Here is a 16,462-nt window from a genome sequence, read left to right as displayed (position 1 = left end):
CCCCTCGCGTCAGCGCATCGGTGGCGGGCGGAAGCCGATCGTCGGCACCGCGCGGCGCAGGGGCCAGCGGCGGGTGCCGGTGGGCAGCAGGTCGTCCAGGAAGGCGTAACGGCGCAGTGCGGAGCGGTCCTGGTCGTCGTAGGCCTTGGCGTGCTGCCACCAGGCCGCGATCTCGATCCAGCCGGGCGCCGACAGCGAACCGCCGAACTCCTGCACCGACAGCGCGGCCGTGAGGCACGCGAAGGCCAGCCGGTCGGCGAGGGCCCAGCCGGCAAGGGTGCCGGTGAGGAAGCCCGCGACGAAGACGTCCCCGGCTCCCGTGGGGTCCAGGGCCTCCACGGAGAGCGCCGGGACCTCGGCAGCCTGCCCGGCCGCGGAGTCCACCGCGTACGCGCCCTCGGGGCCCAGCGTGACCACCGCCAGGGGGACCAGCTCGGCCAGCTTGCGGGCGGCGGCGCGGGGGCAGTCGGTGCGGGTGTAGCGCATGGCCTCGGCCGCGTTCGGCAGGAAGGCCTCGCAGTGCGCCAGGTCGGCGAGGTCGGCGCGGTCCCAGCGGCCGCTGTCGTCCCAGCCCACGTCGGCGAAGATCCGGCTGCCCCGCCCGGCGGCGGTGCCGATCCACTCCTGCTGCGGGACCCCGGGAACGAGGGAGGCCACGCACGCCCGGCTCGGCGGCGGGCACGGCGGGGCGGGCTCCTCGGGCGGCGGGGCCTCGTGGCCGTGGCTGACCATGGTGCGCTCGCCCTCGTACGCCATGGAGACCGTGACCGGGGAGTGCCAGCCGGGGATCTTGCGGGACAGCGCCAGCTCGATGCCCTCGCCGCCGGCGAGGGAGTCCCAGCAGTAGTCCCCGTACACGTCGTCGCCGAAGGCGGCCGCGAGCGAGGTGCGCAGCCCCAGCCGGGCGAGGGCGGTCGCCATGTTGGCCACGCCGCCGGGGCTCGACCCCATGCCGCGCGCCCAGGACTCGGTGCCGCGGACGGGCGCGCTGTCGAGACCGGTGAAGATGATGTCCAGGAAGACCGTGCCGGTCAGGTACACATCGGTCTCCGGGTCGTCCGGCCCGCGTACCGCCGCGAGCGGGTCGAGGACGGGCTGGTCTTCCACCCGGGCTCCTCCCGGCCTGGTGTCGTTCCGACCGATCGTACGCGCGCCCGGGGCCGTGACCAGCGTTTGTCCGCGCGGGGACGCGGACGGATGCTGAGGGAAAGCGGATGACCCCAGGGGCTGGAGATGCCCGGACACTCGGCCGCACCACCGCAACTGATCGTGACCACGGGGCCGGACGCCGGACGGGCCTACGCCGTTCCGGCCGGCTACTGCGAGATCGGCAGGCTCGCCGGCAGCGGGATCCGGCTGGACGCGGAGGGCGTCAGCCGGCGGCACGCCGCGATGAACCGAGCCGGCAGCCACGTCGTGCTCAGCGACCTCGGCTCGACCAACGGCACCTACCTCAACGGGACCCTGCTCGACGCGCCGCGCCCCCTTCGCGACGGGGACCTGCTCCGCATCGGCCACGTCGAACTGCGGCTGTCGGTGGAGGCGGCCCGGCAGGGGCGCCCGTCCCCGGGGGACCCCGGCAACGACCCCGGGGAGGAGCCCGGGGAGGAGCCCGGGGAGGAGCCGGGCGGCACCACTCGCCCGCCGCCGGCCGTCCTCCACGACCTCGGGGACACCCGGGCCCCGTCCGGGCCCGGCGACACCCACCCCTACCCCTCCGGGCGCGCGCAGTACCTCGCCGGGCGCCGGCGCTACGGGGACGGCGGCGACGGGCGCGAGGCGGACCCCGGGGCCGCCGAGGAGGCCTGCACCGGGCTGTTCCGGGTGCGGGGGCCGGGGCGGGTGCTCATGGCCGCCGGGGTGCTGGTGGCGCTCGCCGGGTTCGCCGTCTGGGTGTCCCTGATCCTCAGCCTGCTCGGCGGTGCGGGCAGCGCGCAGGCCCCGCCGGATCCCTTTGCGGAGTCCCTGTGGGGGCTGCCGAAGGCACCGCTGGGCTTCACCGCGTTCGCGGCGGGCGCCGTGCTCTGCGCGGGCGGCGCGGCCCTGTCGAGGCACACCCGCGCACGGGGCGCGGCATCGGGGCGGCGTGGTCCCGGACGGCACCGGCACTGACCCTAGGACGGGTACGGGCACGGCGGCCCGGTACCCGGCCGCGGCGGCATACCAAAGCTTTGCCGGTCCTTTCCGCACGTGGCGACCTGGGCTGATCCGGCCTCGGGCGGCGATTCGGGGTCATCGCGCGTAGACAGCCCTTGACCAGCATGATCGGGACCCCTAGCGTCGCCGCGTCAACGAGCCCCGCAGGGCCGGGCGTACCCCTGAGCGCGTGGGCCCGGCCGTGTGCGCCCTCCGGCCGGATCCATCGAAGGAGCCCCCAGATGCCCGCAGCCAGACCGTCCGTGTTCACCCGCGGGCGCACCCGCACCCTCGCCGCCGCCGTCGCCGCGGTGGCGGCCGCCGCCACCCTCTACGGGGTCGGCGCGGCGACCGCGGACACCTCCGTGCCGCGCAGCGACAAGCAGATCCCCAACCTGACCGACGTGGTCAACGACATCAAGGCGTACTACGGCGACACCGTCGACGCCTCGGGCGAGCACCAGGCCTCGGCCGACGGCAACTACGCCAAGCAGGTCGCCGGCATCGAGAAGAAGGCCCAGGACTACCTGCGGGACGCCCTCGCGAAGTCCGCGCACCACCGCCACGGCAAGCCGGCGATCGTCCTGGACGTCGACGACACGTCCCTGCTGACGTACAACTACGAGCTCGAGGTGGGCTTCAACTACACGCCGGCCTCGAACGATGCCTACATCCAGAACAAGGACATGGCCCCGGTCCTCGGCATGCCCCAGCTGGCCAACTGGGCCGCCGACCACGGCGTGACGGTCTTCTGGATCACCGGCCGCCCGGAGACGCAGCGCGCCGCGAGCGTCCGCAACCTCGGGACCGCCGGCTACACCTCCGCCGCCGACCCGGCCCACTTCTTCCTGAAGAACAAGGTCGCGACCGACTACCTGCCCTGCTCCGCCCCGACGTGGACCTGCTCCACCGTCGACTACAAGGCGGGCACCCGGGCCCACATCGAGGCGCAGGGGTACGACATCGTCGCCAACTTCGGCGACCAGTACAGCGACCTGAACGGCGGTCACGCCGACAAGTCGTTCAAGCTCCCCAACCCGATGTACTACGTGCCCTGACCGGCGGCGGGCCGCCAGCCCGCGGTGCCCGTCCCGCCGCGCGGGGGGCGGGGGCCGCTGCGGCGGGCGCGGGCCAGCCACAGGCCCCGGCCCAGCGACCACAGCACCAGCCCGGCGACCAGGGGCCCGCCGAGCAGCATCGCCAGCCCGGCGCCGATGTTGGCGCCGATCACCCCGGCCGTCACCGTCCGCCAGATCGCGCCGGTCAGCAGCCCGGCCGCGAGCAGCGGTCCGATGACCTCCCACCACCGGCCGTCGAAGCGGTCCGGTCCGGGACGGGAGGCCCGGCCCAGCAGCACCGCCGCGCCGGTGGCCAGCACGGCCGCGGCCGCGCCGATCGCGGTCTCCGCCCCCGCCGGGATACCGAAGGGCCGTACCAGGTAGTCCAGTTCCGAGGGATCGAAGCCCGCGGCGTCCTGCCGGCCCATGAGCCCCCAGGTGGCGACGGGCGTGGTCACGATCAGCGTGACGGCCGCTGCGGGCCGCATCAGGTGCCTTCGCATGACTCCATGCTCCGCCCGCGCGCCACGGCCCGCATGAGTGCGCGTACTCAGACGGCACGCGCGGCCGCACTCAGAACGTGTGGGCGTCCACCTCGGCGAGGTACCGGGCGCGCAACTCCTCGTCGTCGTCGAGGAAGGCGGCCAGGAAGGAGTTGCGGGCGAGCCTGCGCAGGTCGTCCTCGCCGAGCGGGAGCGCGCCGGCAACGGCGTCGAAGGTGTCGCCCGCGTAGCCGCCGAAGTAGGCGGGGTCGTCGGAGTTCAGGGTGACCATCAGCCCCGCGTCGAGCATGGCGGGCAGCGGGTGGTCGGCGAGGGTGTCCACGCAGCGCAGCCGTACGTTGGACAGCGGGCAGACGGTCAGCGGCACCTGGTCGCGGACCAGCCGGGCCACCAGGTCCGGGTCCTCCATGCTGCGGATGCCGTGGTCGATCCGCTCGACGCCGAGCACGTCCAGTGCCTCCCGCACATACGCCGGGGGACCCTCCTCGCCCGCGTGCGCGACCCGGCGCAGACCCGCCGCCGCCGCGGCCTCGTACACCGCGCGGAACTTCGACGGCGGGTGGCCGACCTCGGCGGAGTCCAGGCCGACGGCGCTGATCCGGTGCAGGTGGGGCCGGGCGGCCTCGAAGGTCTCCAGCGCGGACTCGGCGGACTCGTCCCGCAGGAAGCACATGATCAGCCGCGTGCTGACGCCGTGCCGCTCCGGGGCGCGGTCCAGGGCCCTCGCCAGGCCCTCCACCACCGTGCCGAGCGGGACGCCGCGCGCGGTGTGCGCCTGCGGGTCGAAGAAGACCTCGGCGTGCCGCACACCCTGCGCGGCGGCGCGGGCGAGGTAGGCGTCGGCGAGGTCGGCGAAGTCCTGCTCCGTGCGGAGCACGGCCATGAGCGCGTAGTACAGGTCGAGGAAGGACTGCAGGTCGCTGAAGGAGTAGGCCTGCCGCAGCTCCTCGGTCGAGGCGTACGGCAGGTCGACCCCGTTCCGCTCGGCGAGGGCGAAGGCGAGCTCGGGTTCGAGGGTGCCTTCGATGTGCAGATGGAGTTCGGCCTTGGGGATGCTCACCCGGCAACCGTACAGGTCAGAGGCGTTTGGCTACGTCTGGCGGCGCTTCGGCACGGCGACCCGGCCGAGGTCCTGGGCGACCGTCAGCTCGCCCTCGAAGCCCGCGTCCCGCGCCTGGCGCTCGAAGTCCGCCGGTTCGGTGTAGCGCTGCGAGAAGTGCGTGAGCACCAGATGCCGGACACCGGACTCGGCCGCCACACGGGCCGCCTGACCGGCCGTCAGGTGCCCGTGCTCCTCGGCGAGCGCGGCGTCCTCGTCCAGGAAGGTCGACTCGATGACGAGCAGATCGCAGCCGTCGGCGAGGGCGTACACCGCGTCGCAGAGCCGGGTGTCCATCACGAAGGCGAAGCGCTGCCCCGGGCGCGGCTCGCTCACGTCGGCGAGCGTCACCCCGTCCACCTCGCCCTCGCGCTGCAGCCGGCCCACCGCCGGGCCGGTGATGCCGTGCGCGTCCAGGCGCTCCGGCAGCATGCGGCGCCCGTCGGGCTCGACCAGCCGGTAGCCGTACGCCTCCACCGGGTGCGACAGCCGGCGCGCCTCCAGCAGGAAGGCGCCGGAGTCGACCAGCACCACCGCCTCGCCCTTCACCGGTTCCTCGCGCAGGGCCACCGTCTCGCGGTAGGCGGTGGCGTAGCGCAGCCGGTCGAAGAAGCGGCGGCCGGACTCGGGGTAGTGGGCCGTGACGGGGTGCGGCACCCGGTCGAGGTTGATCCGCTGGATCACCCCGGCGAGGCCCAGGCTGTGGTCCCCGTGGAAGTGGGTCACGCACAGCCTGGTCAGGTCGTGCGCCGCCACACCGGCCCGCAGCATCTGGCGCTGTGTGCCCTCCCCCGGGTCGAAGAGGATGCCCTCGGCGTCCCAGCGCAGGAAGTAGCCGTTGTGGTTGCGGTGCCGGGTGGGAACCTGGCTGGCCGTGCCGAGCACGACCAGTTCACGTGCGGACACCGGCGGTTATCCGGGCGGCCACTCGAGGCCACGGCCGCCCAGCACGTGGGCGTGCGCGTGGAAGACGGTCTGGCCCGCGCCCGCGCCGGTGTTGAAGACGATCCGGTAGCCGCTGCCGTCCACCTTGTCCTCGGTCGCCACCTCGCCCGCCTCCCGCAGCACGTCCGCGGCGAGTTGGGGCGCCCGGGCGGCCAGCGAGGCGGCGTCCGGGTAGTGCGCCTTGGGGATGACCAGGACGTGCGTCGGCGCCTGGGGGTTTATGTCGCGGAACGCGACGGTCGTCTCGGTCTCCCGCACGACGGTCGCGGGGATGCTCCCCGCGACGATCTTGCAGAACAGGCAGTCCGCCTGCGGCTCTCCCGCCACCTGACGCCTCCGTCCAGGGGTTGATCAGTACGTCCCGCATGCTACCGGTGCCCCCCGCGGCGGCGCGCCGTCGCGGGGCCCGGGTCGCGCCGGGCCCCGCTCCCGCCGCTACGGCAACGGGGGCGCGGTGCGGGCCGGATGCGCCGCCAGCGCCTCCAGGGCGAGGCGGACGGCCTCGTCCAGCTGCGGGTCGCGCCCGGCGGCCGAGTCCTGCGGGGTGTGGACGACCTCGACATCCGGGTCGACGCCGTGGTTCTCCACGTCCCAGCCCATGCCCTCCAGCCACGTGGCGTACTTCGGCTGGGTGACCAGCGTCCCGTCGACCAGGTGGTAGCGGGAGTCGATGCCGATGACGCCGCCCCAGGTCCTGGTGCCCACCACGGGCCCGATCCCCAGCGCCTTGATCGCCGCGTTGACGATGTCGCCGTCCGAGCCCGAGAACTCGTTGGCGACGGCCACGACGGGCCCGCGCGGCGCGTCCAGCGGGTAGCTGAAGGGGGGCAGCCCGCGCGGCAGGTCCCAGCCCACGATCCGCCGCGCCAGCTTCTCCACGACCAGCTGCGAGGTGTGGCCGCCGCGGTTCTCCCGCACGTCCACGACCAGCCCCTCCCGCACGACCTCCACGCGCAGGTCGCGGTGGAGCTGGGCCCAGCCGGAGCCGACCATGTCGGGGACGTGCAGATACCCCAGCCGGCCACCGGACAGCTCGTGCACGTACGCCCGGCGCCCGGCGACCCAGTCGTGGTAGCGCAGCGGCTCCTCGTCCGCGATGGGCACGACGACCACATGGCGCGCCGCCCCGCCGTCGGCGGGGCCGACGGTGAGCTCGACGGGCTTGCGCACGGTGCCGATCAGCAGCGGGCCGGGGCCGGTCAGCGGGTCCACGGGCCGTCCGTCCACCGCGAGGATCGCGTCGCCCGCGCGGACCGCGGCGCCCGGCGCCGCCAGCGGGGAGCCGGCCCGCGGGTCGGAGGTCTCCGAGGGCAGCACCCGCTCCACGCGCCACACGCCGTCCGCGTCCCGGGCGAGGTCCGCGCCCAGCAGGCCCTGGCGGTGGAGCCCGTCGCCGCGGCCGCCGGCGGGCATGACGTAGGCGTGCGAGGTGCCGAGCTCGCCCGCCACCTCCCAGAGCAGGTCGACGAGGTCGTCGTGGGTGGCGACGCGGTCCAGGACGGGCCGGTAGCGCTCGCGCACGCCGTCCCAGTCGACGCCGCCCATGTCGGCGCGCCAGAAGTTGTCCCGCATCAGGCGGTGCGACTCGTCGTACATCTGGCGCCACTCGGCCTGCGGGTCCACGGTGACACGGACCCGGGAGAGGTCGACGGTGACGTTGCTGTCGGTCTCGTCCTCGGACGGGGCCGACTTGTGGTCGGCCGCGGCGACCCGCAGCCGGTGACCGGACGTCACCAGCACCTTGTTGCCGTCGCCGCTGACGGCGAAGTCGTCGGCGTCGTCGGCGATGTCCTCCACGCGCAGCTGCTTGAGGTCGTAGCGCTCCAGCGCGGTGGACGGCGGCTCGGCCTCGGGCGAGGCCAGGCTCGCGCCCAGGACCCCGCGCACGGGGTGACGCAGCCACAGGACGCCGTCCTTGGCCGCGCGCAGCGTGGAGTAGCGGGCCGCCTCCACGGGGAAGGGGACGATGCGGTCGGCCAGGCCCTCGGCGTCCACCTTGGTGACGGGCGTGCGGGGCCGGTCCTCGCCGTCCTCCTTGCGGGAGTCCTTCTTGCCCTCGTCCTGGCCGCGGTCGTCGCCGTCCTTGTCCTCGGCGGAGAAGTCGACCGGCCGCCCGTGGCGCTGCGGGCCGAAGGGCGAGGGCGTGGTGGCGGCGAGGGTGATCAGGTGGGGGCGGCAGGCGCGGAGGAAGGCGAGGTCGAAGACGTGGTCGTCGTAGACCGGGTCGAAGGAGCGCTCGGACAGGAACGCCAGGTGCTTGCCGTCGGCGGTGAAGGCGGGCGAGAAGTCCCGGAAGCGCAGCGGGGTCGCGTCGACGACGGTGAGGTCGGCGGTCGAGGCCAGCTTGAGCCGGCGCAGCGGATCGGGTCCGGCGTGCGACCAGGCGAGCCAGGCCGAGTCGGGCGAGAAGGCGAGGCCGGTGGCGTGGCCGTGCTCGCCCTCCACGACGGTGCGCACCTCGCCGGTCTGGGCCTCGACGAGCAGCACCCGGCCGTCGTGCGAGGCGACGGCGATCCGGTGGCCGTCCGGTGAGACGGTCATCGCCAGGACCCGCCCGAGCCGCCCCGCCGCCAGCCTGCGGGGCGCGGCCGGACCGGTGCCCGCGGCGGGGGCGATCTCCAGCGCGTCCTCGCCCTCGGCGTCGGTGACCCAGACGACCTGCTGGTCGCCCTCGCCTCCGAACACCCGCGGCAGCCGTGTGCGCACCCCCGGCTCGGCCGACAACGCCCGTGCCGGGCCGCCGCGGTGGGTGACCCAGTGCGTGGTGCCGCGGATCTCGACAGCACTGCCGCGGCCGGTGTGGTCGGGCCGCGCGTCGCCGAGGTGGTGGGCCGCGTGGATCGGGTGCGGCTGCAGGTCGGCGCGCTGGCCGCCGAGGCGCACCTCGACCGGGCGGGCCTCGGCACCGTCGAGGTCGTCCAGCAGGAACAGCCGGCCGGTGCTGGTGTAGACGACGCGGGAGCCGTCGGTGGCGGCCTGCCGCGCGTAGAAGCCGCCGTCCGCCACGGAGGTGTGGCGGCGCAGGTCCGCGCCGTCGGGGAGGCTGGAGTAGACCGCGCCGACGCCCTCGTGGTCGGAGAGGAAGGCGATCCTGTCCCCCACCCACATCGGGTACTCCACGTTGCCGTCCAGGCCGGCGTGGATCCGCTCGAACTCCCCCTCGCCCGTGCGGTCGATCCACAACTTGCCCGCGGTGCCGCCCCGGTAGCGCTTCCAGGCCGCCGCCTCACGTCCCATCGTGGCCGAGAGCAGCAGCACGGCCCCGTCCGGCCCGTGGGCGACTGCCCCGACCGGACCGTACGGCAGCGTCGAGGCGGGACCGCCGTCGACCGGGATCGCCCGCGCCCAACTGCGGCGCAGCGACGCCTGCCCGTACGTGCTGATGGCGAGCACGTCGCCGCCGGGCGTCCAGCCCCGCACGGAGGTGCGCCCGCTGCCCCAGTGCGTCAGCCGCTTCGACGGCCCGCCGTCGGCGGCCGCGACGTGCACCTCGGGTGCGCCGTCCCGCGTGGAGGTCCACGCGATGAGCGTCCCGTCGGGCGAGAACCGCGGATGGCCGACCGGCATGTTGTCGGCGCTGACCCGCCAGGCCCGCCCGGTGCCGTCCAACGGGGCGGCCCAGACGTCGTCCTCGGCGGTGAAGGTGATCAAGTCACCGTGCAGGTGCGGGAAGCGGAGGTACGCGGGATGCGAAGGCTGCGGCTGCGTCACGTCGTCACATTAACCACCCGGCGCCCGGCTGGTCAGGGGTTTTCGATCTCATTGCCCGCCGGGGGGACGCCACCTCGGCGTCCGCGTCAGCCCCAGCGTCCGGTACGGCCCAGCAGGAGGGCCGTCGCGGCGACACCGGCGGTGGAGGTGCGCAGCACGCTGGCGCCGAGGCGGTACGGCTTCGCGCCGGCCGCGGCGAAGGCGTCGAGCTCCTCCGGGGAGACCCCGCCCTCGGGGCCGACGACGAGCACGATGTCGCCCTCGGGCGGCAACGGGGCCGTGGCGAGCGGCTCCGAGCCCTCCTCGTGGAGGACCGCGGCGAACGCGGCGCCGGACAGCAGCCCGGCCAGCTGACGAGTCGTCATCGGCTCGGCGACCTCCGGGAACCGCAGCCGCCGGGCCTGCTTGGCCGCCTCCCGGGCGGTGGACCGCCACTTGGCCAGCGACTTGGCGCCGCGCTCGCCCTTCCACTGGGTGATGCAGCGCGCGGCGGCCCACGGCACGACCGCGTCGACGCCGACCTCGGTCATGGTCTCGACGGCGAGTTCGCCCCGGTCGCCCTTGGGCAGCGCCTGGACGACGGTGATCCGCGGACGGGGTTCGGCCTCCTCGCGGACCTCGGCGACGGCGACCTCGAGCGTGTCCTTGCCGTCGACGGCCGCCACCGTGCCGTACGCGCCGCGTCCCAGGCCGTCGGTGAGCACGATCTCCTCGCCGGCCCGCAGCCGGCGCACGGACACCGCGTGCCGCCCCTCGGGGCCGGAGAGCGTGATGCGGTCCGGGCCCAGCGCGCCGGGCTCGACGACGAAGACGGGTGCGGTCACGGCGCGGTCCTCGGGGAGCGGTGGGTCAGGGCGGCCATGCGCCCATCGTTTCACGGCACGCGACGGCCCGCGGTCCAGGGTGCGTGCACCCTCGGCCGCGGGCCCGTGAGCGAGGCGGTGTCGGCCTAGCGCCCGTTGAACGCGTCCTTGAGGCGGGAGAACAGCCCCTGCTGGCCCGGCTGGAACTGCCCCAGGGGCCGCTCCTCGCCGCGCAGCTTCGCCAGGCGGCGCAGCAGTTCCTCCTGCTCCGGGTCGAGCTTGCCCGGGGTCTGGACCTCGACGTGCACGATGAGGTCGCCCCGGCCGCCGCCCCGCAGGTGCGTGACGCCGCGCTGGTGGAGCGGGATCGACTGGCCGGACTGTGTCCCGGGCCGGATGTCGATCTCCTCCAGCCCGTCCAGGGTCTCCAGCGGGACCTTGGTGCCCAGCGCCGCCGCCGTCATCGGGATGGTGACGGTGCAGTGCAGGTCGTCACCGCGCCGCTGGAACATCTGGTGCGGGAGCTCGCGGATCTCGACGTAGAGGTCGCCGGCGGGACCACCGCCGGGGCCGACCTCGCCCTCGCCCGCGAGCTGGATGCGGGTGCCGTTGTCGACACCGGCCGGGATCTTGACCGTCAGCGTGCGCCGCGAGCGGATCCGGCCGTCGCCCGCGCACTCCGGGCACGGGTTGGGGACGACGGTGCCGAAGCCCTGGCACTGGGGGCACGGGCGGGAGGTCATGACCTGGCCGAGGAAGGACCGCGTGACCTGCGAGACCTCACCGCGGCCGCGACACATGTCACACGTCTGCGCGGTCGTGCCCGGGGCGGCGCCCTCGCCGTGGCAGGTGTTGCAGACGATGGCCGTGTCGACCTGGATGTCCTTGGTCGTGCCGAAGGCCGCCTCGTCCAGCTCGATCTCCAGCCGGATCATCGCGTCCTGGCCGCGCCGGGTGCGCGAGCGCGGGCCGCGCTGGGACGCAGTGCCGAAGAAGGCGTCCATGATGTCGCTGAAGTTGCCGAAGCCCTGGCCGAAGCCCGCGCCCGCGCCCGCACCGCCGCCGTTGGCGGACAGCGGGTCGCCGCCGAGGTCGTAGACCTGCTTCTTCTGCGGGTCCGAGAGCACCTCGTAAGCGGCGTTGATCTCCTTGAACCGCTCCTGGGTCTTCGGATCCGGATTGACGTCCGGGTGCAGCTCTCGCGCGAGACGGCGGAAGGCCTTCTTGATCTCGTCCGGTCCTGCGTCGCGGCGCACGCCGAGCACGGCGTAGTAGTCCGTGGCCACTACGACTCCGCCAGGATCTGTCCGACGTAACGTGCCACTGCGCGTACCGCTCCCATCGTTCCGGGGTAGTCCATGCGGGTCGGTCCGACCACGCCGAGTTTCGCCACCGCCTCGTCGCCCGAACCGTAGCCGACGGAGACGACCGATGTGGAGTTCAGGCCCTCATGGAAGTTCTCGTGACCGATTCTCACCGTCACGCCCGAATCCTTGGCCTCGCCCAGCAGCTTGAGGAGCACCACCTGCTCCTCGAGCGCCTCCAGCACCGGGCGGATCGTCAGCGGGAAGTCGTGCCCGAAGCGGGTCAGGTTGGCCGTGCCGCCGAGCATGATCCGCTCTTCGGTCTCCTCGACCAGGGTCTCCAGGAGTGTGGCGAGCACCACCTGGACGGAGGGCCGGTCGTCGGGCTCGAAGCCCTCGGGGAGCTCCTGCACCAGCGGCGGGACGTCGCTGAAGCGGCGCCCCACCACCCGGCTGTTCAGCCGGGCGCGCAGGTCGGCCAGCACGGTCTCGCCGACCGGTGCCGGGACGTCCACCAGCCGCTGCTCCACCCGTCCGGTGTCCGTGATCAGCACCAGCATGACCCGGGCCGGGGCGAGCGCGAGCAGCTCGACGTGGCGCACCGTCGAGCGGGTGAGCGACGGGTACTGGACGATCGCGACCTGCCGGGTCAGCTGCGCCAGCAGCCGGACCGTGCGGGCCACCACGTCGTCGAGGTCGACGGCGCCGTCCAGGAAGTTCCCGATGGCCCGGCGCTCGGCGCCGGACAGCGGCTTGACACTGGTCAGCCGGTCGACGAAGAGCCGGTAGCCCTTGTCGGTCGGCACGCGGCCGGCGCTGGTGTGGGGCTGCTGGATGTAGCCCTCGTCCTCCAGCACGGCCATGTCGTTGCGGACGGTGGCCGGGGACACGCCGAGGGCGTGCCGCTCGGTCAGCGCCTTGGAGCCGACCGGCTCCTCGGTGCCCACGTAGTCCTGGACGATGGCACGCAGCACTTCCAGCCGTCGTTCACTGAGCATCGCGCACCTCCAGTCGCTCGGTCACCGTGCGGGTCGTGTCGCCCCCCGTGGCCTGGCACTCCTCTTGGCTGAGTGCCAGTTTTCCCCAAGTCAGTGTACGGCGGGGTGGCAAGACCTCGGCAAGGGCCGTCCACGGGTTCGGTCCCAGGACGTCCTTGACCGGCCACCGTAGCGGGCGCGGGGCACGTCGCGGGGATACCGTCACGTTGTGGAGACCACACCGACCGCGCCGGGCTCCCCCGGCGGCTGGGAACAGCTCGCCCCGGGCGTCGCACGGCGGCGGCTGCCCTTCCTCGACGTGACCGTCGGGGTGGTCGTCGGCGACGACGGCGTGCTGCTGATCGACACGGGCTCCTCCGTCCCCGAGGGCGCCGGACTCCGCCGGGAGGTCCGCGAACTGACCGGGCGGGACGTGACGCACATCGCACTCACCCACGGCCACTTCGACCACGTCTTCGGCACCGCCGCCTTCGAGGGCGTCCAGGTCTTCGGGGAGATGACCCTCGACACCTACCTCGGCCGCGAGCGCTTCTCGCTGGGCCTGGACGCGGTCGAGCACGGCGCCGGCGAGGCCGAGTCCGCGCAGGCGGCGGAGGCCCTCGTGCGCCCCGGTCACCTCGTGGACGGCTCCTACGAACTCGACCTCGGCGGCGACCGGCAGGTCCTGCTGGTCCACCCGGGTGAGGGACACACCACGCACGACCTGGCGGTGGTCGTGCCGGGCACGCGGGCCGTGGTCTTCTGCGGCGACCTCGTCGAGGAGTCCGGCGAGCCCCAGGCCGGGCCCGACGCCGCCCCGCACGCCTGGCCCGCCGCCCTGGACCGGCTGCTCCTGCTGGGCGGCGAGACCGCGCTGTACGTGCCGGGCCACGGCGCCGTCGTCGACGCCCGATTCGTCCGCGCCCAACGGGACGCGCTCGCCGCCCGGTTCGGATCCGCCTGAGCGGCGCGCCGCGCGGATACGATCCCAGGCATGCGCAGCCGCAGCTACGACCCCGACCTCACCCCGCCGTGGAAACGGCCCGCCACGCCCGCGCCCGAGGTCGCCGCCGAGCGGGACCTGGTGGTGGAGGAGGTCTCCACCGGCTTCTGCGGCGCGGTCGTCCGGTGCGAGAAGACCGCCGAGGGCCCCACGGTCACCCTCGAGGACCGCTTCGGCAAGCACCGCGTGTTCCCGTTGGCGCCCCGCGGCTTCCTCCTGGAGGGCCGCGTGGTCACCCTCGTGCGCCCCTCCGCCGCCGCCCCCGCGGCCGGCCCCCGGCTGACCGCCTCCGGCTCCCTCGCCGTCCCCGGCGCCCGGGCCCGGGTCGCCCGCGCCGGCCGGATCTACGTCGAGGGCCGCCACGACGCGGAACTGGTCGAGCTCGTCTGGGGCGACGACCTGCGGGTCGAGGGCGTCGTCGTCGAGTACCTGGACGGCGTCGACGACCTCCCCGCCATCGTCGCCTCCTTCGCCCCCGGCCCGGACGCCCGCCTCGGCGTGCTCGTCGACCACCTCGTGCCCGGCAGCAAGGAGTCCCGGATCGCCGCGGAGGTCACCGGCGAGCACGTCCTGGTCGCCGGCCACCCCTACATCGACGTCTGGGAGGCCGTGAAGCCCTCCTCCCTCGGCATCCCCGCCTGGCCGGCCGTCCCCCGCGGCCAGGACTGGAAGACCGGCGTGTGCCGCGCCCTGGGCTGGCCGGAGAACACCGGCGCCGCCTGGCAGCGCATCCTGGGCGCCGTCCACTCCTACAAGGACCTCCAGCCCGAACTGCTGGGGCCCGTGGAGGAGCTGATCGACTTCGTCACAGCCCCGGGCTGAGTCAGTCGACCAGGTCCCTGACGACGGCGTCGGCGAGCAGACGGCCGCGCAGGGTGAGGACGGCGCGGCCCTCACGGTAAGGACCGGTCTCCAGGAGGCCGTCCCTCACGGCACGCTCCGCGGCCCCGGCGCCCGCCGGCGCGAGCACGTCCAGCGGACAGCCCTCGGACAGCCTCAGCTCCAGCAGGATCCGCTCCACCCGGCGGTCCTCCGCCGCCAGTACCTCACGGCCCGCCCCGGGACTGCGGCCCTCGGCGAGCGCCGCCGCGTACGCCGCCGGGTGCTTCACGTTCCACCACCGCACCCCGCCCACGTGGCTGTGCGCGCCGGGCCCGGCGCCCCACCAGTCCGCCCCGGTCCAGTACAGCTCGTTGTGGCGGCACCGGGCCGCCTGCGAGGTCGCCCAGTTCGACACCTCGTACCAGCCGTAGCCGGCCGCCGCCAGGCGCTCCTCCGCGATCAGGTAGCGGTCCGCGTGCACGTCGTCGTCCGTCATCGGCACCTCGCCGCGCCGGATCCTGCGCGCCAGCTGCGTGCCCTCCTCCACGATCAGCGCGTACGCCGACACATGGTCGGGCCCCGCGCCGATCGCGGCGTCCAGCGACGCCCGCCAGTCGTCGTCCGACTCCCCGGGCGTGCCGTAGATCAGATCCAGGTTGACGTGCTCGAACCCCGCCGCCCGCGCCTCCGCCACACACTGCTCCGGGCGGCCCGGCGTGTGCCGCCGGTCCAGCACCTGCAGCACGTGCGGACGGGCGCTCTGCATCCCGAACGAGAGCCGCGTGTACCCCCCGGCCCGCAGCTCCTCCAGGTACGCCGGGTCCACGGACTCCGGGTTCGCCTCCGTGGTGACCTCCGCGCCTTCCGCCAGGCCGAACTCGTCCCGGATCGCCCCCAGCATCCGGGCCAGGTCCGCGGCCGGCAGCAGGGTCGGCGTCCCGCCTCCGACGAACACGGTCTCGACGCGGCGGGGGTCGTCGCCCAGCAGCTTGCGGGCCAGCCGGATCTCGTCGACCAGGGTGTCCGCGTAGTTCTCCCGGGAGGCGAGCACGCCCCCGGTGCCGCGCAGCTCGGCGGCGGTGTAGGTGTTGAAGTCGCAGTACCCGCAGCGGGTGGCGCAGTACGGGACGTGCAGGTAGAACCCCAGCGGGCGGGAGTCCGCGCCCTGCAGCGCGGTCGGCGGGAGCGCGCCGTCCTCCGGCATGGGCTCCCCGTCGGGCAGTACGGATGGCATGCGTCCCATTGTCCGCCATCCCCTCCGAGGGCGGTTCCGTCCCCTCGGGGTGCGTTGTGTGGGGCCCGGTTGTTGTGCGCGGGTCCGTTGTGGTTGCGGGCCGGGTGCCCCGGGCTGCCCGGTTGTCGTGTGCGGGTCCGTTGCGCCTGCGGCGGGCGGTTTCCCCGCCCTCCCGCCCTCCCCCAGCCTTCGGCCGGGGGGACCCCCATCCGGCGCGGTCAGTGAACGCCTCGCAGGGTGCGTGGTGGGCCGGGGGCGGGGCCTCCGGGGCTGCACGTCCTGGACTGGGTTATTTACGTGCATGGCGGGCGGTATTTGTTGTGCCCGGATGCCGCACACAAATATCCCGCAGCGTCCAGAACATCCACCCCTACGACCCCGCCCCCTCCGAATCGTGGGGCGACCAACGGCCGGTGGGGGGGGTGATGGGGGGCCGCCCCTCCCCACACCGCGGGGAGCTGCCCCCAGCAGGGGGTCCCCAGCCGCAGGCGAGCAAGGGTGCACGCACCCGTGGCCCGGGGCACCTCCCACGGGACGAGTGACGCACCTCACCCACCGGCGCTCCAGGGCATTGCCTATGTCACGGCGATGCCGAAGGCCGCCAGGCGGCAGATCACGACGAGCCCCGATGCGGGGACGCACCCTGACCTCCGGCGGGCGGCCGACCCGCAACCAGGTTCAGTCTTGGAACCACACCGAATCAGGCCGCCCCCCTGGCCGAAGGCCGAAATCGGGCAGGAACGCGCACACGACAACGGGCCGCTCAGCAGGGCGCCATACCGCCGGGCATCGGCCCGAACACCCCCTTCCGGTCCGATCGCGCCGGAACCGGCGCGGGCCTCAGCCACCACCCCCATGGCCGTGGGC

Annotated in this window: 14 protein-coding genes; 4 read left to right on the top strand and 10 right to left on the bottom strand. The window is 74.4% G+C overall.

Features of this window, described 5'->3' with window-relative positions; translation table 11 throughout:
* Positions 1–9: 9 nt before the first annotated feature.
* Positions 10–1,107, bottom strand: coding sequence for a carbohydrate kinase family protein (locus tag OIE69_RS26455; RefSeq protein ID WP_326576203.1), 1,098 nt, complete (start codon positions 1,105–1,107; stop codon positions 10–12).
* A gap of 126 nt (positions 1,108–1,233) precedes the next feature.
* On the opposite strand from OIE69_RS26455, the gene OIE69_RS26450 reads away from it, so the two are divergent.
* Together OIE69_RS26450 and OIE69_RS26445 are read left to right on the top strand one after the other, a co-directional pair.
* Positions 1,234–2,112 carry an FHA domain-containing protein gene (locus tag OIE69_RS26450; protein WP_326576202.1) on the top strand — a complete coding sequence of 293 codons (879 nt, stop codon included), beginning with the start codon at positions 1,234–1,236 and terminating at the stop codon, positions 2,110–2,112.
* Positions 2,113–2,378: 266 nt separating this feature from the next.
* Positions 2,379–3,194: an HAD family acid phosphatase gene (locus tag OIE69_RS26445; protein ID WP_326576201.1), complete on the top strand. Its 816-nt coding sequence runs from the start codon at positions 2,379–2,381 to the stop codon at positions 3,192–3,194.
* Here the strand turns inward: OIE69_RS26445 and OIE69_RS26440 are convergent.
* From OIE69_RS26440 to hrcA, 8 genes are all read right to left on the bottom strand, one after another.
* Positions 3,182–3,697: a hypothetical protein gene (locus tag OIE69_RS26440; protein WP_326576200.1), complete on the bottom strand. Its 516-nt coding sequence runs from the start codon at positions 3,695–3,697 to the stop codon at positions 3,182–3,184. The two genes, OIE69_RS26445 and OIE69_RS26440, sit on opposite strands and share 13 nt — an antisense overlap.
* Positions 3,698–3,767: 70 nt before the next feature.
* Positions 3,768–4,757, bottom strand: coding sequence for an adenosine deaminase (locus OIE69_RS26435; protein ID WP_326576199.1), 990 nt, complete (start codon positions 4,755–4,757; stop codon positions 3,768–3,770).
* Positions 4,758–4,787: 30 nt separating this feature from the next.
* Positions 4,788–5,702: a ribonuclease Z gene (locus OIE69_RS26430; RefSeq protein WP_326576198.1), complete on the bottom strand. Its 915-nt coding sequence runs from the start codon at positions 5,700–5,702 to the stop codon at positions 4,788–4,790.
* 6 nt (positions 5,703–5,708) lie between these two features.
* The gene (locus OIE69_RS26425; protein WP_326576197.1) at positions 5,709–6,068 is read right to left on the bottom strand and encodes a histidine triad nucleotide-binding protein; all 360 of its coding nucleotides are present in this window, start codon (positions 6,066–6,068) and stop codon (positions 5,709–5,711) included.
* 108 nt (positions 6,069–6,176) lie between these two features.
* Positions 6,177–9,452, bottom strand: a complete 3,276-nt coding sequence (locus OIE69_RS26420; protein ID WP_326576196.1) for a S41 family peptidase — start codon at positions 9,450–9,452, stop codon at positions 6,177–6,179.
* An 86-nt stretch (positions 9,453–9,538) separates the two neighbouring features.
* Positions 9,539–10,276, bottom strand: coding sequence for a 16S rRNA (uracil(1498)-N(3))-methyltransferase (locus OIE69_RS26415; protein WP_326576195.1), 738 nt, complete (start codon positions 10,274–10,276; stop codon positions 9,539–9,541).
* Positions 10,277–10,401: 125 nt separating this feature from the next.
* Positions 10,402–11,541 (bottom strand): molecular chaperone DnaJ, encoded by a 1,140-nt coding sequence (dnaJ, locus tag OIE69_RS26410; protein ID WP_089221484.1) that lies wholly within the window; start codon positions 11,539–11,541, stop codon positions 10,402–10,404.
* Positions 11,541–12,557, bottom strand: a complete 1,017-nt coding sequence (hrcA, locus tag OIE69_RS26405; protein ID WP_326576194.1) for a heat-inducible transcriptional repressor HrcA — start codon at positions 12,555–12,557, stop codon at positions 11,541–11,543. Before hrcA ends, dnaJ begins: the two co-directional genes overlap by 1 nt.
* Before the next feature lie 208 nt (positions 12,558–12,765).
* Between hrcA and OIE69_RS26400 the strand changes: the two genes are divergently transcribed.
* Complete coding sequence (locus OIE69_RS26400) at positions 12,766–13,500, top strand: MBL fold metallo-hydrolase (RefSeq protein WP_326576193.1); 735 nt, start codon at positions 12,766–12,768, stop codon at positions 13,498–13,500.
* A gap of 30 nt (positions 13,501–13,530) precedes the next feature.
* On the top strand, positions 13,531–14,361 hold the full coding sequence (locus OIE69_RS26395) for a DUF3097 domain-containing protein (RefSeq protein ID WP_326576192.1): 831 nt from the start codon (positions 13,531–13,533) through the stop codon (positions 14,359–14,361).
* A 1-nt stretch (position 14,362) separates the two neighbouring features.
* Here the strand turns inward: OIE69_RS26395 and hemW are convergent, their stop codons facing one another.
* On the bottom strand, positions 14,363–15,595 hold the full coding sequence (gene hemW / locus OIE69_RS26390; protein ID WP_326576191.1) for a radical SAM family heme chaperone HemW: 1,233 nt from the start codon (positions 15,593–15,595) through the stop codon (positions 14,363–14,365).
* Between the last annotated feature and the right edge of the window lie 867 nt (positions 15,596–16,462).

This window comes from Actinacidiphila glaucinigra, from assembly GCF_035918135.1.
Lineage (GTDB): Bacteria > Actinomycetota > Actinomycetes > Streptomycetales > Streptomycetaceae > Actinacidiphila > Actinacidiphila glaucinigra.
This window is presented reverse-complemented; position numbering and strand designations above follow the sequence as displayed.

What these genes read in the sequence shown, in the direction of transcription:
- OIE69_RS26450 (WP_326576202.1), top strand. Translation starts at nt 1,234, where the DNA reads ATGCCCGGACACTCGGCCGCACCACCGCAACTGATCGTGACCACGGGG.
- OIE69_RS26445 (WP_326576201.1), top strand. Translation starts at nt 2,379, where the DNA reads ATGCCCGCAGCCAGACCGTCCGTGTTCACCCGCGGGCGCACCCGCACC.
- OIE69_RS26440 (WP_326576200.1), bottom strand. Translation starts at nt 3,697, where the DNA reads ATGCGAAGGCACCTGATGCGGCCCGCAGCGGCCGTCACGCTGATCGTG.
- hrcA (WP_326576194.1), bottom strand. Translation starts at nt 12,557, where the DNA reads ATGCTCAGTGAACGACGGCTGGAAGTGCTGCGTGCCATCGTCCAGGAC.
- OIE69_RS26395 (WP_326576192.1), top strand. Translation starts at nt 13,531, where the DNA reads ATGCGCAGCCGCAGCTACGACCCCGACCTCACCCCGCCGTGGAAACGG.
- hemW (WP_326576191.1), bottom strand. Translation starts at nt 15,595, where the DNA reads ATGCCATCCGTACTGCCCGACGGGGAGCCCATGCCGGAGGACGGCGCG.